Origin of the sequence: Desulfovibrio legallii (assembly GCF_004309735.1) — a bacterium.
Classification (GTDB): domain Bacteria; phylum Desulfobacterota; class Desulfovibrionia; order Desulfovibrionales; family Desulfovibrionaceae; genus Desulfovibrio; species Desulfovibrio legallii.
The window spans coordinates 116,847-137,853 of sequence record NZ_SIXC01000007.1; the positions used below are offsets into that span (position 1 = coordinate 116,847).

At 61.5% G+C, this 21,007-nt stretch carries 19 protein-coding genes; 14 read left to right on the forward strand and 5 right to left on the reverse strand.

All coding sequences use genetic code 11. The annotated features are described in order from the left end of the window. Positions 1-336: 336 nt before the first annotated feature. The 11 genes from nifH to EB812_RS07295 all read left to right on the forward strand — a co-directional run bounded on the left by nifH (position 337) and on the right by EB812_RS07295 (position 12,900). Positions 337-1,158, forward strand: a complete 822-nt coding sequence (gene nifH, locus EB812_RS07245) for a nitrogenase iron protein (RefSeq protein WP_118228767.1) — start codon at positions 337-339, stop codon at positions 1,156-1,158. A gap of 28 nt (positions 1,159-1,186) precedes the next feature. Continuing rightward, complete coding sequence (locus EB812_RS07250; protein ID WP_130957980.1) at positions 1,187-1,510, forward strand: P-II family nitrogen regulator; 324 nt, start codon at positions 1,187-1,189, stop codon at positions 1,508-1,510. Positions 1,511-1,519: 9 nt separating this feature from the next. Beyond that, positions 1,520-1,897: a P-II family nitrogen regulator gene (locus EB812_RS07255; RefSeq protein ID WP_130957981.1), complete on the forward strand. Its 378-nt coding sequence runs from the start codon at positions 1,520-1,522 to the stop codon at positions 1,895-1,897. Positions 1,898-1,911: 14 nt separating this feature from the next. Further along, positions 1,912-3,504 carry a nitrogenase component I subunit alpha gene (locus tag EB812_RS07260; protein ID WP_207287335.1) on the forward strand — a complete coding sequence of 531 codons (1,593 nt, stop codon included), beginning with the start codon at positions 1,912-1,914 and terminating at the stop codon, positions 3,502-3,504. Then, positions 3,504-4,868, forward strand: coding sequence for a nitrogenase component 1 (locus tag EB812_RS07265; protein WP_130957982.1), 1,365 nt, complete (start codon positions 3,504-3,506; stop codon positions 4,866-4,868). The genes EB812_RS07260 and EB812_RS07265 overlap by 1 nt, the downstream gene beginning before the upstream one ends. A gap of 78 nt (positions 4,869-4,946) precedes the next feature. Beyond that, on the forward strand, positions 4,947-6,356 hold the full coding sequence (gene nifE, locus EB812_RS07270; protein ID WP_130957983.1) for a nitrogenase iron-molybdenum cofactor biosynthesis protein NifE: 1,410 nt from the start codon (positions 4,947-4,949) through the stop codon (positions 6,354-6,356). A 70-nt stretch (positions 6,357-6,426) separates the two neighbouring features. Then, a complete protein-coding gene (nifB, locus tag EB812_RS07275) occupies positions 6,427-9,135 on the forward strand; it encodes a nitrogenase cofactor biosynthesis protein NifB (RefSeq protein ID WP_130957984.1) in 2,709 nt (902 codons plus the stop codon). A gap of 89 nt (positions 9,136-9,224) precedes the next feature. Then, positions 9,225-10,145 carry a homocitrate synthase/isopropylmalate synthase family protein gene (locus EB812_RS07280; RefSeq protein ID WP_130957985.1) on the forward strand — a complete coding sequence of 307 codons (921 nt, stop codon included), beginning with the start codon at positions 9,225-9,227 and terminating at the stop codon, positions 10,143-10,145. After that, positions 10,138-10,986, forward strand: a complete 849-nt coding sequence (locus EB812_RS07285; protein ID WP_130957986.1) for a beta/alpha barrel domain-containing protein — start codon at positions 10,138-10,140, stop codon at positions 10,984-10,986. Before EB812_RS07280 ends, EB812_RS07285 begins: the two co-directional genes overlap by 8 nt. Before the next feature lie 303 nt (positions 10,987-11,289). Next, complete coding sequence (locus EB812_RS07290) at positions 11,290-11,934, forward strand: Fe-only nitrogenase accessory AnfO family protein (RefSeq protein ID WP_165450914.1); 645 nt, start codon at positions 11,290-11,292, stop codon at positions 11,932-11,934. 12 nt (positions 11,935-11,946) lie between these two features. Beyond that, positions 11,947-12,900, forward strand: a complete 954-nt coding sequence (locus tag EB812_RS07295; RefSeq protein ID WP_130957988.1) for a hypothetical protein — start codon at positions 11,947-11,949, stop codon at positions 12,898-12,900. Positions 12,901-13,114: 214 nt separating this feature from the next. Here the strand turns inward: EB812_RS07295 and EB812_RS11915 are convergent, their stop codons facing one another. The 3 genes from EB812_RS11915 to EB812_RS07305 form a co-directional block, all read right to left on the reverse strand. Beyond that, positions 13,115-13,249: a hypothetical protein gene (locus EB812_RS11915; protein ID WP_278184285.1), complete on the reverse strand. Its 135-nt coding sequence runs from the start codon at positions 13,247-13,249 to the stop codon at positions 13,115-13,117. Then, positions 13,239-13,859, reverse strand: a complete 621-nt coding sequence (locus EB812_RS07300) for a lysozyme inhibitor LprI family protein (protein ID WP_130957989.1) — start codon at positions 13,857-13,859, stop codon at positions 13,239-13,241. Before EB812_RS07300 ends, EB812_RS11915 begins: the two co-directional genes overlap by 11 nt. 281 nt (positions 13,860-14,140) lie before the next feature. Then, entirely contained in the window at positions 14,141-14,836 is a 696-nt protein-coding gene (locus EB812_RS07305) for a LexA family transcriptional regulator (RefSeq protein ID WP_118228756.1), read from the reverse strand. A 758-nt stretch (positions 14,837-15,594) separates the two neighbouring features. Here EB812_RS07305 and EB812_RS07310 point away from each other — a divergent pair. The 3 genes from EB812_RS07310 (at position 15,595) to EB812_RS07320 (ending at position 18,571) form a co-directional block, all read left to right on the forward strand. Next, positions 15,595-16,806 (forward strand): quaternary amine ABC transporter ATP-binding protein, encoded by a 1,212-nt coding sequence (locus tag EB812_RS07310; RefSeq protein WP_118228754.1) that lies wholly within the window; start codon positions 15,595-15,597, stop codon positions 16,804-16,806. Continuing rightward, positions 16,796-17,638: an ABC transporter permease gene (locus EB812_RS07315; protein WP_118228753.1), complete on the forward strand. Its 843-nt coding sequence runs from the start codon at positions 16,796-16,798 to the stop codon at positions 17,636-17,638. The genes EB812_RS07310 and EB812_RS07315 overlap by 11 nt, the downstream gene beginning before the upstream one ends. 72 nt (positions 17,639-17,710) lie before the next feature. Then, the gene (locus EB812_RS07320; protein ID WP_118228752.1) at positions 17,711-18,571 is read left to right on the forward strand and encodes a glycine betaine ABC transporter substrate-binding protein; all 861 of its coding nucleotides are present in this window, start codon (positions 17,711-17,713) and stop codon (positions 18,569-18,571) included. 114 nt (positions 18,572-18,685) lie between these two features. On the opposite strand, the gene EB812_RS07325 is transcribed toward EB812_RS07320, so the two are convergent. Both EB812_RS07325 and EB812_RS07330 read right to left on the reverse strand, forming a co-directional pair. After that, on the reverse strand, positions 18,686-19,642 hold the full coding sequence (locus EB812_RS07325) for a UDP-glucuronic acid decarboxylase family protein (protein ID WP_118228751.1): 957 nt from the start codon (positions 19,640-19,642) through the stop codon (positions 18,686-18,688). Positions 19,643-20,078: 436 nt separating this feature from the next. After that, positions 20,079-20,588, reverse strand: coding sequence for a nitroreductase family protein (locus EB812_RS07330; RefSeq protein WP_118228750.1), 510 nt, complete (start codon positions 20,586-20,588; stop codon positions 20,079-20,081). Between the last annotated feature and the right edge of the window lie 419 nt (positions 20,589-21,007).

The following is a 21,007-nucleotide window of genomic DNA, read 5'->3' on the forward strand; positions in this document are numbered from 1 at the left end:
CGCAGATGCCGGCAATCAGGCTACACCACTCGCCCCCTCGTACCTTTTCGTAATATCGTGAAATTTCTTTAGTACCATAATCACGAAATTCGACAGTACAAAATAGTTTTGCGTAAAATGTCTGAGACTGAACTCAAAATTTTTACTGTGTTTTTACAGAATGTTATATGAAACAGCTTTTTTCAACAGTAAAGTTACTTTTTACAAAATTGTTTTAATTGCGCGCAAAAATAATAAAAATATTATTATATTTAAGTAAGTTATAATTACGGCACACTTTCTGCACAAAGCGTGAACAGCGCACAGGCGCGCAACGTTAAACCACGAGGAACCAACATGCGACAGGTAGCTATTTACGGCAAGGGCGGCATCGGCAAGTCCACCACCACACAAAACCTTAACGCCGGCTTGGCCGAGATGGGCAAGAACATCATGATCGTGGGCTGCGACCCTAAGGCCGACTCCACCCGCCTTATCCTGGGCGGCCTGGCCCAGCAGAGCGTGCTGGACACCCTGCGTGAGGAAGGCGAGGACATCGACCTTGATCTGGTTCTGAAGGAAGGCTTCAAGGGCATCCGCTGTGTGGAATCAGGCGGGCCCGAACCCGGCGTGGGCTGCGCCGGGCGCGGCATCATTACCTCCATCGGCCTGCTGGAGCGCCTGGGCGCGTACACCGACGATCTGGACTACGTTTTCTACGACGTCCTCGGCGACGTGGTCTGCGGTGGTTTTGCCATGCCCATCCGCGAAGGCAAAGCCCAGGAAATCTACATCGTGGCCTCAGGCGAGATGATGGCCCTCTACGCGGCCAACAACATCTGCAAGGGCATCAAAAAGTACGCCAACACCGGCGGCGTGCGCCTGGGCGGCATCATCTGCAACAGCCGCAACGTGGACGGCGAGGCCGACCTTGTCTCCGCCGTGGCCAAGGAGATCGGCACGCAGATGATCCACTTTGTCCCGCGCGACAACATGGTCCAGCGCGCGGAAATCAACAAGCAGACCGTCATCCAGTTCGACCCCTCCTGCACGCAGGCCGGTCAGTACCGCACCCTGGCCCAGAAGATAGACGGCAACGATATGTTTGTGGTGCCCAAGCCCCTCTCCCAGGAACGCCTGGAAGAGCTGCTTATGGAACATGGTCTGCTGGAAGCCTAACACCCCAAAGCCATTACGGAGAACCCCCATGCAAATGATCCGCACCATCATCCGCCCCGAAAAAACCACAGAAGTGCTTTCCGAGCTGCTGGCCGCGGGCTTCCCCGCCGTGACCAAGCTCGATGTGGTGGGCCGGGGCAAACAAAAGGGCATCATGGTCGGCGACATCCAGTATGACGAAATCCCCAAGCAGATGCTCATGCTGGTGGTCAGCGACGAGGATAAGGACGACGCCGTCCGCGTGATTCTGCGCACTGCCAAAACCGGCGACGGGCACTACGGCGACGGCCGCATCTTTGTGGCCCCCGTAAGCGAATCCTGGACCATCAGCAGCGGCAAGTCCGGGCTTTAGGAGGCCGTCATGCAGGAAATAGTAGCAATGGTCCGCGCCAATATGGTGGCCCCCACCAAGGAGGCCCTGGCCAAGGCGGGCTGCCCCTCCTTCACGTGCATGAAGTGCCTGGGCCGGGGCAAAAAGGGCATGGACCCCGCGACCCTGCGCATGGTCATGGAAAGCGGCGAACTGCCCCGAACCCCCGACGGCGAAGCCCTTACAGAAGTGGGCCGCCTTATCCCCAAGCGCCTGTTCAACATCTGCGTGCCCGACGACAAAGCGGCAGCCGTGGTGCAGGCCATCATCGCCGCCAACAGCACGGGCCATCCCGGCGACGGAAAGATCTTCGTCATGCCGGTGGGGGAATCCTATGTGGTCCGCACCGGTGAGCGCACCGACGCATAAGGAAGGTAACGAGTATGACAATGGACGCCAACGCCGTAGTGCTGGAGCGCTACAACGCCAAGGTTTTCAAAAATCGCAAGGAGCATATGCTCCGGGTTGATCCCGCGGCGGAACAGCAAATCATCGCCAACACCCGCGCCATTCCCGGCATCATGACCAACCGCGGCTGCTGTTACGCGGGCTGCAAAGGCGTGGTGCTGGGCCCCATCAAGGATATGGTTCTCATCACCCACGGCCCCGTGGGCTGCGGCTTCTACAGCTGGGGCACCCGTCGCAACAAAGCCAAGGCCGAAGGGGACGACCCCAACTTCATCCAGTACTGCTTCACTACCGACCTGCAGGAGCCGGACATCGTCTTCGGCGGCACCAAGAAGCTCAAGAAAGCCATTGATGAAGTCATGGAGCTTATGCACCCCAAGACCATCATGATTGCCGCCACCTGCCCCGTGGGCCTCATCGGCGACGACATCCAGGCCGTAGCCGCCGAAGCGGAAAAGGAATACGGCATCCGCTGCGTGGCCTACAGCTGTGAAGGCTACAAAGGCGTGAGCCAGTCCGCCGGCCACCATATCGCCAACAACGGCCTGATGAAAAAAGTCATCGGCACCGGCAGCTACGAACCGGCCACCAAGTACACCGTCAACATTCTTGGCGAATACAACATCGGCGGCGACGGCTGGGAACAGGAACGCGTCCTTAGGAAGATCGGCTATGAAGTGGTCTCCATCTTCACCGGCGATGGTTCGGTGGAGCGCATCGCCAGTTCCCACAAGGCCAACCTCAACCTGGTCCAGTGCCACCGCTCCATCAACTACATCGCCGAAATGATGAAAACCAAGTACGGCGTGGACTGGCTTAAGGTCAACTTCATCGGCCTTGAAGGCACCATTGAAAGCCTGCGGCACATGGCCGCCTACTTTGGCGACCCGGCCCTTATCCAGCGCACGGAAGAAGTCATCGCCGAAGAACTGGCCGAAATCCAGGACCAGATGGCCGCCTACAAAGCCCGCCTCAACGGCAAGACCGCCGCGCTCTTTGTGGGCGGCAGCCGCTCGCACCATTACCAGGGCCTGCTCAAGGAACTGGGCGTAAGCACCGTGCTGGCGGGCTACGAATTCGGCCACCGCGACGACTACGAAGGCCGCGAAATCCTCCCCAATATCAAGGAAGACGCGGACAGTAAAAACATCGAACACCTGGAAGTGAGCAAAGACGAACAAAAATACCATGCCTTCCTCACCCAGGAGCAGTACGACAAGCTGGCCGCAACCATCCCGCTGGAAAAGTACGACGGCATGATCCGCGATATGGCCGCCGGGTCCTATGTGGTGGACGACCTGAACATGTACGAGGCCGATAAGTTTGTGGAAGTGCTCAAGCCGGACATCTTCTTCTCCGGCATTAAGGATAAATACGCCCTGCAAAAGGCCGGAACCCTTTCCCGCCAGCTGCACTGCTATGACTACAGCGGGCCCTATGCGGGCTTCAAGGGCGCCGTGCAGTTCGGCCACGACGTCTGCATGGGCTACTTCACCCCCGCGTGGCACATGGTCACCCCGCCCTGGAAGACCCGCGCCACCCTGCAAGGCTCTGTGGGAGAAAAGTAATGCTTGACCTCACCCCCAAAACCCATCTGAACCGCACCGGCATCCTCATCAACCCGTGCAAGACCTGTCAGCCCGTGGGCGCGCTTTTTGCGGCCTTGGGCGTGCACAACTGCATGCCTTACAGCCACGGTTCCCAGGGCTGCGTTTCCTACCACCGCACCTACCTCACCAGACACTTTAAAGAACCGGCCATAGCCTGCACCAGCTCCTTCACCGAAGGCGCCTGCGTGTTCGGCGGCGGCCCCAACATCCGGCAGGGCGTCAAAAACGCCTTTGACGTCTACAACCCGGACATCATCGCCGTGCACACCACCTGCCTTTCCGAAACCATCGGCGACGACCTCAATACCTATATTGAGGAAATGGACATCCCCGACGGCAAATATGTGGTGCACTGCAACACGCCAAGCTATGTGGGCTCACATATCACGGGCTTCGGCAACATGATGGCGGGATTTATCAAGTACCTGGCCGCCAAAGGCACGGCCACGCAAAACGTGGCTGTGTTCCCAGGCTTCGTCAACCCCGGCGACGTGCGCGAATACAAGCACCTGCTCCGGCACATGAAGCTCAAGAGCATCATGTTTCCAGATTGCAGCAACGTCATGGACGCGCCCATGACCGGCAAGTACCAGATGTACCCCGAAGGCGGCACCACCATTGAGGAGATCAAAGCTCTGGGCTCCTGCCGCAAGGTGCTGGCCCTGGGGCGCCTCACCAGCGACGAACCCGCCGCCCAGCTCAAGCGCAAGTGTGCTGTGGACTACGACCTGCTGCCGCTGCCCATCGGTCTGGCCGATACAGACACCTTCATCATGGCCCTGGCCAACCTCAACGGTGGGGAGGTGGACGCCGCCCTGGAAGAAGAACGCGGCCGTCTGCTGGATCTCATGCTGGACGCCAACCCCTACTACTACGGCAAAAAAGTGGCCGTGTACGGCGACCCGGATACGGTGCTGGGCCTGGCCCGCCTCTGCCTGGAACTGGGCATGACGCCCAGCTACGTCCTCACGGGCACGCCCGGCGAGGCTTTTGTCAAGCTCGCCACGGCCCTGTTCAAGGAATACGGCAAGGAAGAAGAATGCAAGGCCTTTGCCGCCAAAGACCTTGTTGACCTGCACCAGCACATCAAAAATGCGCCGGTGGACCTCTTGCTGGGCAATTCGCACGGCAAACAGATAGCCAAGGCCGAGGGCATTCCGCTGGTGCGGGCGGGCTTTCCCATTCTGGACAGGTACGGCCACCCCTCCCTGCCCCTGGTGGGCTACCGGGGGGCCTTTCTGCTGGCCACCCGCATTGCCGACGCGCTCATGGACGAATACGACCGCGTCTGCGCCGACGAAGACATGGATCTGGTTATGTAAGGCCGCAAGGCCGCACGCCATACGGCACACAAACAAGGGCCGGGGGGAACCTCCCCCGCCCTCCCCAAGGGGGTTGTCATGAGCATGGAAATTCTGGAAGAACGCCGCACCTCCATACAGGAAAAAGGCCGCAGTTGCTGCAGCGGCGACGGCCTGCGCTGCGATACGGCCAGCGTGGCCGGGGCCGTGAGCCAGCGGGCCTGCGTCTACTGCGGCGCGCGCGTGGTGCTCAACCCCATTACGGACGCCTTTCACATCGTGCACGGACCCATTGGCTGCGCCAGCTACACCTGGGATATCCGGGGCAGCCTCACCAGTGGTTCGGAATTGTATCGCAACAGTTTTTCCACAGACCTGCAGGAAAAAGACATTGTCTTCGGCGGCGCGGAAAAACTCACCCGCGCCATTGACGAAGCCGTGGTTCACTACAAGCCCAGGCTGATCTTTGTCTACGCCACCTGCATTGTGGGCGTCATCGGCGACGATGTGGAGGCCGTGTGCCGCCGGGCCGAGGAGCGGCACGGCATCCGTGTCATTGCGGTCAAAGCGCCGGGCTTTTCCGGCACCAAATCCACGGGCTACCGCATGGCCTGCAACGCCCTCATACAGCTCATGCAACCCCATGCAGACCAGCCCCGCGCCAAGGGCGTGAACATCCTGGGCGATTACAACCTGGCCGGCGAAATGTGGATCATCAAAAACTACCTCAAAGAAATGGGCATCCCCGTGGTGGCCACCATGACCGGCGACGCCTCATATGCGGCCCTTACCCGCGCCCCGGCGGCCCAGCTCAACATTGTGCAGTGCGCGGGCTCCATGATGTACCTGGCCCGTCGCATGGAGGATGAAATGGGCGTGCCCTGGATGCGCGCCAGCTTCTTCGGCGTGGAAGACACCTCCACCGCCTTGCGGCAGGTGGCGGAACGCCTGGGCGACACTACAGCCAAAGCCAAGGCTGAAGCCATAATCAGGAAACGCGCGGCCAGGGCTACAGATTTTCTGGAGCGGTACAAACCCCACTTCGTCGGGAAAAAAGCCGCCATCTTTGTGGGCGGCGGCTTCAAGGCCATTTCCCTCATCCGGCAGTTCAATGAAATGGGCATCGAAACCGTGGTGGTAGGCACCCAGACGGGCAAGCCCGAAGACTACGAAGTCATTGAAAGCCTGGTCAACCCCGGCACGGTCATCCTGGACGACGCCAACCCCGCGGAGCTGGAAACCTTTATGCGCGAAAAAGGCGCGGACATCCTGGTGGGCGGCGTCAAGGAAAGGCCCCTGGCCTACAAGCTGGGCATGGCCTTCTGCGACCACAACCACGAACGCAAACACGCCCTGGGCGGCTTTGAAGGAGTGGAAAACTTCACCCGTGAAGTGAACCTTTCCCTCAACAGCCCGGTCTGGCGCTTCACTCGCGGCCGCAACAGCTATGCGGCCACAGCCGCCCGACAGGCAGCACAGGTGCGCCAGGCCCTGGCAGCCGGGATCTGAGCAACCGCAGCACAAAACAAAAGGATTTTTGAGCCCGCCTGGGGCGCCCCGCCCCCGAAGGAGAAGACACATGAGCGCCAATCTCGTCAACCTCAATACCAATCCCTGCAAGATGTGCATGCCCCTGGGCGCGGCCAGCGCCTTTTACGGCATCCGCAAAGGCATGACCATTCTGCACGGTTCGCAGGGCTGCAGCACCTACATCAGACGCCACATGGCCACGCACTATAACGAACCCGTGGACATCGCCTCCTCCTCCCTCACAGAAGAAGGCACGGTCTTCGGCGGCGCCAAAAACCTGCTCGCCGGTCTGGGCAACCTCATCAAACTCTACAACCCCGAAGTCATCGGCGTGGCCACCACCTGCCTGGCCGAAACCATCGGCGAAGACGTGCCCGCCATCATCAGGGAATTCAAGGAAAGCCACCCGGAAGTCACGGCCCACATCATCCCCGTGGCCTCACCGGGCTACGGCGGATCGCAGTACGAAGGCTTTTTCCGTGCGCTGCACGCCATTGTGCGCCACGCGCCCATGAACCCCGCGCCCAACAGCTGCGTCAACATTATCACCGGGCACCTTTCCGCCGCGGACACCCGCGCCCTCAAGGCCCTGCTGGATGCCGGCGGCCTGGACTACATCCTCTTGCCCGACCTCTCCCAGAATCTGGACGGCGGCCACGAAGAAACCTACAACCGCCTGCCCCAGCACGGCACGCCCTTTCCCCGCATCAGCCTCATGGCCGGGGCGCGCATAACCCTGGAGCTGGCCCCCCTCTGCCCGGAGGAATATTCCCCCGGCGCGTATTTGCGCGAAACCTACGGCGTGCCCCTCCTGCGCCTCAATCTGCCCATAGGCCTGGAAGATACGGACGCCTTTGCGGCCACCCTGGAAGCCCTGGGCGCAACCCTGCCCGCTTCTCTGGCCGAGGAACGCGCCCGCTATCTGGACGCCATGATCGATGCGCACAAATACAATGCCCAGTGCCGCGCCGCCCTCTTCGGCGAGCCGGACGCCGTGCTGGGCATGACGCGGGCCTGCTGTGAGCACGGGGCCGTGCCCGTGGTCGCCGCCACGGGCAGCCGCTGCCCCGGCCTGGATGCGGCCCTGCGCCCGGCCATGACCGCCGCGGCCGAAACCCAGTTCATCGCAGGCTTCGACATCCTGGACTTCGCGGACTTTACGGCTATTGAAAACGCCCTGCTGGCGCGCAAGGCCAACCTCATGCTGGGCAACTCCGACGGACGCCGCATTGAGGAGCGCCGCCATATCCCCTTGCTGCGCTACGGCTTCCCCATCCACGACCAGGTGGGCGGCCAGCGCACCCGCCTACTGCTCTACGACGGTTCTCTGAGCCTCATGGAAGCCACGGCCAACGCCATGCTGCGCCAGACCGAAAGCGCCTTCCGGCAGGAACTCTACAACAAATACTACAAAGATACGCCCGCCGGCCTGGACGCCCGCCGCATTGCTCCCGTCAGTCATGCCGACCGGCCCGCGACAGCCGCACCGGCTGCAGACCTCCAGGACGGCGCCGCATCCAGCGCCGCATCCAACGCCGCACGCACCAAAACACACCCCTGTTTTACCTGCGGGGCCTGTTCCAGCGCGGCCCGGCTGCATTTGCCCATAGCCCCGCGCTGCAACCTGAGCTGCAACTACTGCCTGCGCAAGTACGACTGTCCCAACGAAAGCCGCCCCGGCGTCACTACCGCTGTACTCACTCCGGAGCAGGCCCTGGAGCGCTTTCTCCAGGTCAAACGCGACATGCCCAACCTTACCGTGGTGGGTATTGCCGGGCCCGGTGACTCCCTGGCCAACCCCGAAGCCACCTTCCGCACCCTGGAACTGATCCGCAGGGAAGACCCGGAGATCACCTTCTGCATGTCCACCAACGGCCTGGCTCTGCCCGAATTTGTGGAAGACATGCGCCGCGTGGGCGTGAGCCACGCCACGGTTACCATCAATGCCGTGGACCCGGCCATTGGCGCGCAGATCTACCGCTATGCGGAATACTGGGGCGGGCGCTACACAGGCGAAACCGCCGCCGCCCTGCTGCTGGCCAACCAGATGGCCGGGCTGCGTGCCCTGACCCGCGCGGGCATTGTCTGCAAAGTCAACACTGTCATGCTTAAAGGCATCAACGACGCCCATATCCCACGAGTGGTGGAAACCGTGCGCGACCTGGGCGCAGAGCTGACCAACATCATGCAGCTCATCCCGGTCAAGGGCAGCGTGTTTGAAAATCTGCCCCTGGTCAGCAATAAGGAACTCATGAACCTGCGCAAAAGCTGCGAACCAACCCTACGCCAGATGTACCACTGCAAACAGTGCCGCGCCGACGCCGTGGGCCTTCTGGGCGACGACCGCTCCATAGACTACCGCCCGCCGGCAGCGACGCAGCCGACACAGGAAGCTCCGGCCACCCCGGTGGCGCGAGGCATCCGCATTGCCGTGGCCTCCAAAACGGGCGCTACGGTGGACCAGCACTTTGGCCAGACCGACCAGTTCTACATCTATGAAAGCGACGGCGCCGCCGCCCGTTACCTGGAAACCCGCAGCGTATCCCGCTACTGCCACGGCATGGACGACTGCGGATCCGGCAAAACCGGACGCATGGACGGCATTCTGGCCGCCGTGGAGGACTGCAAAGGCGTGCTGGCCCTGCGCATCGGCCAGAGCCCCCTGGAAAAGCTGCAACAAAAAGGCATCCGCGTGTTTACCCTGTACGAAACTGTGGACAAGGCCGTGAACGAGGCTGCCAAGGCGCTCTGCGGCTGAGGCCGACCTTGTCCCCCCCCGGCCCGGAGGGCAGCACGCCTTCCGGCCGGGCCTTTTCCCGGCGCTGACCGGCACTGCTGGAGGCCGCCATGCCGTATCTGGTCGATAGTACGCTTACCCTGTTCCGGGCCTCTCCCCCGCCCGGCCTGGCTATCCACGGCAACAACCGCACAGGAGACGCCTTTGCCCTCTGGGCCGGAGAATGGCTGGATTTGCTCCACAGCATGGGCTTTGTGGTGGAGGTGCCCGCAGACCTGCGCCACGCCGCCCCTCACGGACCGCGTGCCCGTAAGGCCGGAGCGGCGCCACACAGTATGTACGCCCGGCTGGGGGGCTGCTGCGACGCTCTGCGCGACGCCCCGGCCTTTCTGGCGCGCTACGCGCCGCTCAGAGAACGCGTCGAATTCTGCCCCGACGACACCACGGGCTGCGCCACGGCCCTGGCCGTGCTCTGGCTCGCCCACGGCGGCATGCGCGTGGCGGGCGCCATTGGCGGCAGCGCCGTACACGGTCCAGCCGTCGGTCCAGCCCTGGAGGAGGTGGCCCTGTGTCTGGCCGCCCAAGGGCGGGATACGGGCCTTACCCGCCTGGACCTGCTGCCCGAGGCCGCCAAGCTGCTGCGCCGGGCCGGTCTGCCCCTTTCACGCCACAAGCCCGTGCTGGGCGCGGATATCTTTACTGTGGAATCGGGCATCCATGTGGACGGCATCGCCAAGGCCCCGCATTTGTACGAACCCTTCAAGCCGGAAACCGTGGGCCTTGCCCGCCGCGTGGTCATGGGCCGCCATTCGGGCCTGGGGGCCGTGCGCCTCAAGGCCCGCCAACTGGGCCTTGCCCTGCCCGAAACGGCGGCGCGCCCGGTGCTGGAGGCCGTCCAGGCTCTGGCCCTACAACGTCAGGGCAGCCTGAACGACGCCCAGTTTGCAGCTTTGTGCCGTGCCCATCTTCCCCCCGCCATTGCCAAACCCCGGACGCCGTCGGGCGCATCAGCGGAGGCGGACCATGCCTGAAATCATTCTGGTGGATACCACCCTGCGCGACGGCGAACAGGCCCCCGGCTTTGCCTTCGCCCCCCAACTCAAAATTCGTCTGGCCCGCCTTCTGGACGCGGCGGGTGTGGGGCAGATAGAAGCCGGCGTTCCGGCCATGGGCACCACAGAACGGGATGTGGTGCGTGGCGTGCGCGCGGCCTGCGCCCAGGCCCGCGTTTCCGCCTGGAACCGCCTGCGGGAGGCGGACATCCGCCACTCTCTGGACTGCGCCCCGCACATCATCCACCTGTGCTGCCCCGTTTCGGACCGACAAATCAAAGAAAAGCTCAAGTCCACCCGGCCGCTGGTGCTGGACCTGCTGCGCCGCTGCGTGGCACTGGCCGCCAGTCGGGGCGCAGAAGTGACCGTGGGGTTTGAGGACGCCTCCCACGCCACACCGGACCAGTTGCGTCAGGCGGCCCTGACCGCACGACAGGCCGGCGTGCGGCGCGTGCGCTGCAGCGACACCGTGGGGGCCTATACGCCGGACCAGGTCTGGCGCGCTGTGCGCGTACTGCGTGAGGCGGGGCTGGATGTGGAAATCCACGCCCATAACGATCTGGGCATGGCCGTAGCCAATTCCCTCATGGCTGCCAGCGCGGGCGCGGCTTACGTAAACACAACCCTCTGGGGCATAGGAGAACGGGCCGGCAACTGTGGACTGGCCGCCTTTACCCATGCCGTGGCCCGGCTTGGAGGCGCGGCCTGCGCCGTGGCCCCCCAGGCCGCACGAAATCTGGAGCAGGAAGCCGCCGCCCTGCTGCCGCCCCACGCTTTGGACGCCTGGGGGTTCGGGCCGCGTCGGCCCTTCAGTCATTAGATCAGTTAGCGAATGAAATGAGCTAACTGATCTGCAAGGATTTTCTTGAAAATCCTTGCCACGAAATGCGAGAAGGCAGGCTTTTGCCTGCTGTAAGCGAGCATTTCAAGTGTTAAATGCTCTGGAGCAGATTACCTTTGAGAATATGGATTATCAAAGTTTAATACGCACTCGTTCCGGCGCTTAACCGCGCAAAGATATTGCGCTTACACCTGTGTGGCGGGCGTTTGTTCTCGCAGTCGCCAGACCACAACGCCATTGCCCCGGCGGAACTGTATGTTTGTTGTGCAAAAGGAGAACGCCATGCGCTGTAGTCATATTGCCGTCATGCAAACCGCTGATGCGGCCCTGGCCGGGGTGAAAACCTGCGCCGCCATCGTGCTCTGGACCCGCGCTGCCGCAGGTCGGGACTGGACACAGGGGCCCCCCCTGTCATTCTCTCTGGCAGGCTGCGACAGCATGGCCGCCCTGCGCGAGCGGCTGCGGCAACTGGCGGGACGGCTGCCCCAGGGCGCAGCCCTGGTGGCCACGGGCATTTCCGGTCTGGCCTACAATGAATTGAGCCGCCTTGGCTTCTGCCTCTGCGAACTCACCGCCTTTACCCCCGCTGTGCTGGAGCCTCTGGCAGCGGAAATAGAGGCCAAAGCGCAAGAGGACGCCCCCGTGCCCACAGGGCCGGTAGCCACGGCAACGCCCGGCGTCTACCGCATCAACCTCATGGAAGTCATGGCCGCGCATCCGGAAATCTCGTCCAAAAAGGCCCTGCGGCCCTTTCTGGCTTCCACGCCCTTTGTGGAGCTGGACCTCATCTGTGGGCACATGCCGCCCTGGCTGGAAGAACATATGCGCCAACACCGGCTCACCTGCGCGCGCAGCCATCTGCCTGACGGAAGCCTGCGGGCGCGTATCACCCACACCCTCTGCAATGAAATTCCGCAGAACTTTTAAAGGAGGCACGTCATGTCCACGTTTGACGTCCAGTCCACGGTTCTGACCCCCTACGGCGCGGTCCGCCACGTCCACATCCTCACCTGCTGGCCCGACGGCACGCCGCGCGACTGCCGCTGCCTGGGCCCGGACACCGTGGCCACCCCACAGGGCTGGCTGCCGCCTCTCTACACCACGGACGATGTGCGCCGCACCAGCGACAGGAGCTTCAGCCTCTACCCCAACGGCATGTGGTGCAGTCTGGAGCTGCAAAGCCAGTGCCCCGTGCCCACGCCCATGGGCGAACTGCCTGTGGAATGGCTGGCCTGGCACCCCAACGGCACGCTTAAGCGCGTCTTGCTGCGCAAGGGGAAGACCAGCGGCTACTGGACCGAGCAGGACGAAGGACGGCTGGCCCACATCTGCGCCCTGGACTTGCCTGCAGGGCCCGTGCGGGCCAGGGTGCAGGGCCTGCGCTTCTATCCCTCCGGGCGTTGCGCAAGCGTCACCTTCTGGCCCGGCGAACGCCTTACCCTGCCTACAGTGTTGGGGCCCCTGCCCGTGCGCAACGGCTGCGCCTTTTACGAAAGCGGCGCACTGCGCAGCTGCGAACCGGCCCGCCCCCTGCCCGTGGTTACACCGGCCGGGCTCATCACGGCTTTTGACCCCACAGCTACGGCCATCTGCGGCGACGTCAACTCTCTGCGTCTCACCGAACAGGGCACGGTCTGCGGACTTACCACCACCGCCCGCCTGCGCTGGACCGACGCTCAGGGCCCGCATACCCTGACCCCGCGCCTGGAACTGGACCAACTCACCATGCGCCGCACTGTGGTTGTGCCCCTGCGTCTGACCTTTACCCCGGACGGTCTGACGCATATGGACGACGGCCGCAGCCTGCGCACCGCGTCTACCGCATCTCTCACGGCCACGGCCTTCACCCCTCTGCCGGATTTGCGCCCGCAGTGCTCGGCCGCCCCGTGCTGACCCCATGTTGACCGCACAAACCGGCGAGAAACGCCGCCATAAACGGCTCCGGCGGCGCAGAGGGCAGGGCCCCCGGCGCACCCCGTTTTTGTCCGTTGGGCGCCTACAATGAAAATGGTTTCACTTTAAAATTGCCCTGGTATCTGCGCACGCAGACGCCCACCACACAGGTGCAGCAAGGCCTTTGCATGAGAAACGCCGGAATAAATTGCGCTTACGCCTCCACGGCGGGCAGCTGCGTACGCAACCGCCAGGGCAGTTCAACGTTGAACTGCCCCAGAACTATGGGAAAACGCCGCCACAGTTCTTCCAGAGTCATAGAAGCCAATATTTTGGTGTCATTGATCAAGATTTTCCGTCAGTCCTTCCAGCCAACGGGCCGTGCGGGCGGTCTGCTCCAGGTACCAAAGCGAGGCCATCAAAGGAGAAAGGCTGCCCCCTTCCGGCGCATACATGGCTACGGAGCCGTTCTGCCGCAAACTTTCCCAGGCTTCAAGCGCCTTGCCAAGGGCTGCGGCCCGCTCCTGCGGCAAAGCCTGCATCAGGCGTTGGCGCAGAATGGCGACGTACCGCTCCAATCGGGTCTGCTCCGTTTCCATGCAGGTCTGCATTGCTGTGGTTACGCCCGCGGCATCGTCCATACAGCTCTGGTAGGCCGGGCTGAAAAGAGAATCCTGTCCGCGCTGGGCCTCCGGGCCGGATTCCTCCGCTGCGGGCGGCGGGGCCGCAACGGCGGGTGCGGCGGGCGTGTTCCCCACCTCAGGGGCCGCGCCCGCAACGATAGCGGACGGAGAAGCCTGGTCGGCCTGGGGCGGCCCAACTCTTTGCGCAGCAGCGTCTTCCAAAGCGGCCTGCACGGGCGATCTTTCCGCCACGGCCGACGCGGCCACCGCATACAGCAACAGCAGCGCCACCACGGGCAACGTCCTGACTACCAAGGGACCACGCGACAAAGACATGGGAAAACTCCTTGCAAAAAGCAGCCTGTTCCCCGAATACAGCATTCCAATAATACAGCGTACCTTTGTGAACAGGCGCTCGCAATGTCTATACTGGCACGTCCGCACCGGCGTTGCAATACGCCAATGCGTTGCCCTTATTTCTGCGCTGCGGGTATCTGTCCACGCAGCTATCAAAACAATTTTACAGATATATTACTCTATATTATATAAAAAAATAAAATCTGCAAAACAAAATTTGTCAAAAGAAAAATCTAGTAACTGTGGTCCAGGCAACACTACTAGCGGTATTCACGTCCGGACCAGAGCACCCGGCCAATGACGCGGAACTGGTCCGCACAGTCGCCGCGCAGATCAAGGCTCACTGGCGGGTAGGCAGGGTTGACGCTATGCAGCACGATTTTGCCCGGCAGCTTGTCGATCCGCTTGATGTAAATGGCGTCTTCAAAGCCCACTGCGTAAAGGCGGCCGGGGCTGATTTCCGTCTGACCACGGTCCAGCAGCACCAGGTCGTTATCAAAAATTTCCGGCACCATGCTGTCGCCGGAAACCCGCATAAGCACCATACGCCGTGGGTTGCCCTTGCGCCGCAGAAAATCGCCGCGAAAGGCATAGCCCCCTTCACTGTGCGCGCTCACCTCAAGGCTGCCGGTTCCGGCCGAAAGCCGCGCTTCAGCCAAAGGCACGATGATCAGCTCACTTTCGCAATCCACCTGCGTGCTGGGCAGCTCCCCTTCCGCCGCTTCTGGCAGGCGCATAGGGCCACGCCCAAAAAACAGCCAATGGGCATTGACGCCGGTAGAGGCGGCGCAGGTCTGCACCCAGGCCGGGGGCACTTCACCGCGCTTTCGCGCGCCGCTGACGGACTGGGGCGTAATGCCCAAAGCACGCGCCAGTTCGGCATCGGTCTGTGCGCCAAGCGCCTGCATAAGACGCTGCAATGTAGCATTGCACTGAAAAGAAACAGTATGAGACATATGCGGTCCTCCGTCAGGAGGGAACCCGACAGGGCGCCGGACAGGGAGCGGCACCCGCAAACCGTCAGGCGCCCACAGACGCGCCGCGCGAAATTTGCACGGGTTGAACAGCTTTTATTGATAGTTAGCCAACCTCACCAGAAAAAGCAAGAAAAAACTTATCTAACTAAAGAAAATAAACTTTTTATGAATGACAGAAAGAAAAAACTTATGGCTTGCCAGAGAGATTTTTTTGCCGTAGGCTTGTTTTTCGAAAGGGATATGTGAGCTATCCGCGTGGTGCTGCCAGAGAACAAAGGCCTTTGCAATGGTCTTCAGCGCAGACTGTATTTTATATAAGGTAAATTCATCAGGATTATACAATACTGTTACATAAAAATTACAAACAATTTAAAACAATAAAAATTGTTTATAATTTTTTAAACGTATATTTTCTGCGCACAGCACAATTTTTTTATTAACTAACACAATATGCCCCCAAACGACGCAAGGGACAGCGTGTTCCGCCTGTTGTCGTGCATTATGGCATCCGTGGACAATATCGCGGCATGCAAACATTGGTATTGGCGATTACTGCAATGGTGCATACACTGTTTTATGGAAGTTCGGTAAATACCGAGGAGGCGGCGCTGTACTGGTGAGGTCAACGCTGACGGCTCCAGTACGTTCGTTTTGACGGCCTTTTTGGCTGTGCTTCCATATACTCGCTCCATCTGGGGCTACACCCGCGACATTTATGCCACGGCGAAGGAGAGTATATGGCAAAAATTTCCATCCAAAATCTTTCAAAAGTCTTCGGTCCTCACCCGGAGCACGCTCTGAAGCTGGCGCTGCAGGGCGCATCCCGCGCGGATATTTTGCGGCAGACCAAGTCCACCCTGGCCCTGCGCGACATCACCCTCGATATTTCTCCCTCAGAGCTGCTGGTGGTCATGGGACTTTCCGGCAGCGGCAAATCCACTCTGCTGCGCTGCCTCAATGGCCTGATCATGCCCAGCGCCGGCAAAGTGCTGGTGGACGATCAGGACATTACCGCCATGAGCGCCCGCAACCTGCGGCGCATGCGGCAGCGCTGCTTCGGCATGGTCTTTCAGAATTTTGCCTTGCTGCCCCACCGCACGGTGCTGCACAATGTGGCCTTTGGGCTTGAAGTTATGGGCGTGCCGGAGGCGGAACGGCTGCGTAAAAGCGCAGCCGCCCTGGAACGTGTGGGCCTGGCCCAGTGGCACAACGCCTACCCGGCGGAACTTTCCGGCGGCATGAAGCAGCGTGTGGGGCTTGCCCGCGCCCTGGCCCTGGAGCCGGAAGTACTGCTTATGGACGAAGCCTTCAGCGCGCTGGACCCGCTTATCCGTCAAGAAATGCAGGACGAACTGCTTGCCCTGCAGGAAGATATCCGCAAGACCATCGTCTTCATCACCCACGACCTTAACGAGGCCTTCAAGCTGGGCGACCGTATTGTGTTGCTGCAGGACGGCGCAGTGGTGCAGGTGGGCACGGCAGAGGACATTCTCAAGTCTCCGGCCAACGACTATGTGGCCCGCTTTGTGGCCTCGGCGGACGCCTCGCAGGTGCTTACCGCGGCCAGCGTCATGAAGCGCTCGGAAGCCTGCGCCGTGCTGGGTCTGGACGGACCGCGTTCCGCGTTGCGTAAAATGCGCGTCCACTCCCTGGCTTCGCTCTTTGTGCTGGACAGGCATCGCCGCTTTGTGGGCATACTGCACGCCGTCGAGGCCGAGCGTCTGGTGAGTGAAGGCCGTTCCGATCTGGAGGCCATCACCCACAAGGACATTGCCACTGTGCGGCCGGACGCTCCCGTCAGCGAACTCTTGCCCCTCATGGCCGATCTGCCCCATGCCCTGGCCGTGGTGGACGAAAACCGCCGTCTGCAGGGCGTTATCGTGCGGGGACTTTTGCTGGGCGCGCTGGTGGAACACCGCGACACGGGGGGAACTCTCGATGCTGCCTAGAATCCCGCTGGCCGAAACCATTGACAGCCTGGTGGAGGAACTGGTCGTTCTTTTTTCCGGCTTTACCCGCGCCGGCTCCGCCGTCATGCTCTCTCTGCTGGATCATTTTGAACACGCGCTGCTGCTGCCGCCGCCCTGGCTGTTCATTGTAGCGCTGGCCGCCTTGGGCTGGTGGGCCACCAGGCGACCGGGGTTGCCGGTATTTGTGTTGCTGGGCTTCGGGCTGCTCTGGAACCTGGGCCTCTGGGCCCCCACCATCAGCACCCTGGCCCTGGTGCTGGCGGCCACCCTGCTCTCCGTACTGCTGGGCGTGCCCTGCGGCATCCTCACGGCCATGAGCCCCTGGGTCCGCCGGGTGGTCATGCCCGTGCTGGACGTCATGCAGACCATGCCCGCCTTTGTCTATCTTATCCCGGCCATTCCCTTTTTCGGCATCGGCAAGGTCAGCGCCGTAGTGGCCACGGTCATTTTTTCCGTACCGCCGGCCATCCGGCTGACCTGCCTGGGCATCCAGCAGGTGCCCCACGATTTGGTGGAATGCGCCGAAGCCTTTGGGGCCACCCGCCTGCAGCGCCTGTGCAAGCTGGAGCTGCCCTTGGCCATGCCCACTATTGTGGCCGGCGTAAACCAGACCATCATGCTGGCCCTTTCCATGGCCGTCATCGCGGCCATGATCGGCGCGCGCGGCCTGGGCGGCGAAGTATGGAAAGCCATCCAGCGCCTGCAGGTGGGCAGCGGCTTTGAGGCCGGCCTCGGCATTGTTATTGTCGCCATCACCCTGGACCGCCTGTTCCGCGCCCTGGCCCGCAAAAGCGCAGGCCGCACCCGCTAGCCCCGACGTCTCCGCCGCCTGGGCCACAACGGGGAGACGTCCCCCCGTCAACCGTTCCTTAAGGAGGACACCATGAACAAAGCAATTCTCTGCGCCGCGCTGGCGCTCCTGTTCTGCTGGGCCTTGCCCGTACAGGCCAAGGAAAACAAAACCCTTAAAATAGTTTATGTGGAATGGGACTGCGCCACGGCTTCCAGCAACCTGGCCAAAGCCGTACTGGAAGACCGCCTGGGCTACAAGGTAGAACTTTTGCCCGTTACCCAGCCCATTCTTTGGACCAGCTTGGCCAGCGGCGACGCTGACGCCATGGTCACGGCCTGGCTGCCCGACACCCACAAAGAGATGTACGCCAAAGTCAAAAACCAGGTGGAAATGCTGGGCAAGCTCACGGGCGGCGCGCGCCTGGGCCTGGCTGTACCGGACTACGTGCCCCTTAAATCAGTGGAGGAACTGAGCGCCAACGCCGCCAAGTTCAAAAACCGCATCATAGGCATCGACCCCGGCGCGGGCATCATGCAACTGACGGAAAAACTGCTCAAAGATTACAACATCAAAAATATGGAATTGGTGGAAGGCAGCGGCACCATCATGACCTCCAGCCTGGCGGACGCCATCCGCAACAAGGAATGGATCGTGGTCACGGCCTGGTCGCCGCACTGGATGTTCGGTCGCTGGCAGCTCCACTACCTGGACGATCCCAAAGCCAGCCTGGGCAGGGAAGAGGGCATTTATAAAGTGGGTCGTAAGGGTCTGAAAAAGGACCATCCCGCAGCCTGGGCCTTCCTGACCCACTTCAGCTACACGGGCGCAGACCAGTTGCAGCAGCTTATGGCCTGGAACCAGGAAAAAGGCACGGATCCGCTGCAAAATGCCCGCCGCTTTATGAAAGCGTACCCGGAGCAGGTAAATTCCTGGCTGGAGCAGGGGAAATAGGGATTGAGCGCTCCGGCGCGCCCCACGGCCGCCGCTGACGCAAAATGGCCCGAACTGCAACGGTTCGGGCCATTTTTTTAAGGACGCGCGGCGCGCCGCGCCATAAAATGGACGTCAGGCCTGGCCCGTGCGCAGCTGCTCTTCAAAGTAGACGATGGTTTTCTTCAGGCCGTCCTGCAGCGTCACGCGAGGCTCCCAGCCCAGTTTTTCCCGCGCCAGCGAGATATCGGGCCGGCGCTGTCTGGGGTCGTCGCCGGGCAGGGGCTCGCACACAATGGCGGAGCGGCTGCCGGTCATATCCACCACCATTTCGGCCAGTTGGCGGATCGTAAATTCGCCGGGGTTGCCCATGTTCATGGGCCCCACAAAATCGGCGGGCGAAGCCATAAAACGCAGCATGCATTCGATCAGGTCGTCCACATAGCAGAAAGAACGCGTCTGGCTGCCATCGCCATAAATGGTGATGGGTTTGTTCTGCAGGGCCTGAATAATAAAATTAGAAACCACCCGGCCGTCATTGGGGTGCATCTTGGGCCCGTAGGTATTAAAGATGCGCCCCACCTTGATGGGCAGCCCTCCCTGCCGCCAGTAGGCAAAGAAAAGCGCCTCGGCGCAGCGTTTACCTTCATCGTAGCAGGAGCGGATGCCGTTGGGGTTCACATGGCCCCAATAGCTCTCCGGCTGGGGGTGCACGTCCGGGTCGCCGTAAACCTCACTGGTGGAAGCCTGATAAATGGGTGCACGCAGGCGTTTGGCCAGACCCAGCATATTGATGGCCCCGTGCACGCAGGTTTTGATGGTCTGCACCGGGTCATGCTGATAGTGGATGGGCGAGGCCGGGCAGGCCAAATTATAGATTTGGTCCACTTCCACATAGAGGGGAAAGGTCACGTCGTGGCGGATGAGTTCAAAACGGCGGTTGTCCAGAAACTCTTCCACATTGGCGCGAGCGCTGGAAAAAAAATTGTCCACGCAGAGCACTTCGTGCCCCGCCTCCAGCAGTCGCCCGCAGAGATGCGAACCCAAAAAACCGGAACCGCCGGTGACCAGAACCCGTTTGCGCAGATGCATGCTACCCCCGAAGACAGATGATTGCGGCCGCCGAAACCGGCTTTGCCTGGCGTGTCGGCTGAAAAAACAAACAGTACGGCGAAAAACTGCCGCCGCCGGAGCGCTGCCCCGACAAACGCCCGCGTGGGCGTCACTGTGGCTTAGCCGTTTCGGCCTTCAGCGTCAAACGGCCTTTTGCCGACGCATACCAACGAGGGCAGCGTACACCTTTAGACCGGCAAGAACAATAAGGAGCGCAGGCCGCAGGGCATCCGCGCCATTGCGTTGGCACGCACGCAGCAAAAATCCGCCTCTGACGCCATGAGCGCAAAAAGGCTGTTTTTGTCAAGCGGGGCGACACGCGCCGCCTGCCCCGCCAGCACTTCCGGCCATCGTGTTTCCGGGGCATCTGCTCCGGCCCAAGGCGTCCGCCTGCCCCGCCACCTGCGCACCCTGCCTACCAGCGGTCGTGATGGACCTTGGCGGGATCGAAGCGGTCCGCTTCCTTGAAGGGCTGCGCAGGGTGCCCCACCACCACCAGGCCCAGGATATTAATATCCTCCGGCACCTGCAAAAGTTCACGGATAGGGCGCACACGATCCTCAATGGGGTGCATGCCGCACCAGACCGTGCCCAGATTCCTGCCGCGCGCGGCCAGCAGAATATTTTCCAGGGCTGCGGCGCAATCCTGCTGCCAGAAGCCCGCCTCCTTAGCCTCGGCCGGATTGGCGCAGACCAGGATGACCACCGGGGCCTCGGCAGCCATTTTGGCATAGGGGTGACGCTGGGCAATGCCTTGGCGCAGAGCCTGATCGCGCACCACCACAAAGTGCCAGGAACGGGAATTGTGCGAGCTGGGCGCACACATGGCCGCCTTGAGCAGGGTGTTGACATCGTCCTCGCTCACGGGATCCGGCGTGAATTTGCGGATGCTGCGCCGAGTAAAAATGGCTTCCAACACGTCCATGATGTCTCCTCCTTGAAGCAGATTACCCTTGAGAATATTGTATATTCTCAACGTTTACGGCACGCGCGTTCCGGCGCTTAACCGCGCCAATAAATAGCGCTTGCGCCTCCACGGCGGGCGGCGGCTTACGCCAGCCGCCAAGGCATTGCCGCGTTGCAATGCCCAAGAGCAGATTACCTTTGAGAACAAGCATTCCCAAAGTCTGGTGCAACGCCCTCTCAGGCGCATCACCGCCGGCAGATTGCACGGGGCAGGTTGCAAGCGCGCTTTTGCGGCGGGCAATCGCTTTGCGCAGCAGCCGGAACACTGCAGGGATGCATGCAGCAATCCGCCTGAAGACAGCGCCGCAAAAGGGTTGTGCCCTCTTACAGCGCTGTTTTTAGAGCATGTAACACTTGAAATGTTCGCTTACGACAGGC

Coding starts and splice junctions, on each gene's coding strand:
- EB812_RS07305 (WP_118228756.1), bottom strand. CDS start 14,836: ATGTCTCATACTGTTTCTTTTCAGTGCAATGCTACATTGCAGCGTCTT.
- EB812_RS07330 (WP_118228750.1), bottom strand. CDS start 20,588: ATGGACGTGTTGGAAGCCATTTTTACTCGGCGCAGCATCCGCAAATTC.
- EB812_RS07315 (WP_118228753.1), top strand. CDS start 16,796: ATGCTGCCTAGAATCCCGCTGGCCGAAACCATTGACAGCCTGGTGGAG.
- EB812_RS07310 (WP_118228754.1), top strand. CDS start 15,595: ATGGCAAAAATTTCCATCCAAAATCTTTCAAAAGTCTTCGGTCCTCAC.
- EB812_RS07265 (WP_130957982.1), top strand. CDS start 3,504: ATGCTTGACCTCACCCCCAAAACCCATCTGAACCGCACCGGCATCCTC.
- nifB (WP_130957984.1), top strand. CDS start 6,427: ATGAGCGCCAATCTCGTCAACCTCAATACCAATCCCTGCAAGATGTGC.
- EB812_RS07300 (WP_130957989.1), bottom strand. CDS start 13,859: ATGTCTTTGTCGCGTGGTCCCTTGGTAGTCAGGACGTTGCCCGTGGTG.
- nifH (WP_118228767.1), top strand. CDS start 337: ATGCGACAGGTAGCTATTTACGGCAAGGGCGGCATCGGCAAGTCCACC.
- EB812_RS07320 (WP_118228752.1), top strand. CDS start 17,711: ATGAACAAAGCAATTCTCTGCGCCGCGCTGGCGCTCCTGTTCTGCTGG.
- nifE (WP_130957983.1), top strand. CDS start 4,947: ATGAGCATGGAAATTCTGGAAGAACGCCGCACCTCCATACAGGAAAAA.
- EB812_RS07255 (WP_130957981.1), top strand. CDS start 1,520: ATGCAGGAAATAGTAGCAATGGTCCGCGCCAATATGGTGGCCCCCACC.
- EB812_RS07260 (WP_207287335.1), top strand. CDS start 1,912: ATGACAATGGACGCCAACGCCGTAGTGCTGGAGCGCTACAACGCCAAG.
- EB812_RS07325 (WP_118228751.1), bottom strand. CDS start 19,642: ATGCATCTGCGCAAACGGGTTCTGGTCACCGGCGGTTCCGGTTTTTTG.
- EB812_RS07295 (WP_130957988.1), top strand. CDS start 11,947: ATGTCCACGTTTGACGTCCAGTCCACGGTTCTGACCCCCTACGGCGCG.
- EB812_RS07250 (WP_130957980.1), top strand. CDS start 1,187: ATGCAAATGATCCGCACCATCATCCGCCCCGAAAAAACCACAGAAGTG.
- EB812_RS07290 (WP_165450914.1), top strand. CDS start 11,290: ATGCGCTGTAGTCATATTGCCGTCATGCAAACCGCTGATGCGGCCCTG.
- EB812_RS07280 (WP_130957985.1), top strand. CDS start 9,225: ATGCCGTATCTGGTCGATAGTACGCTTACCCTGTTCCGGGCCTCTCCC.
- EB812_RS07285 (WP_130957986.1), top strand. CDS start 10,138: ATGCCTGAAATCATTCTGGTGGATACCACCCTGCGCGACGGCGAACAG.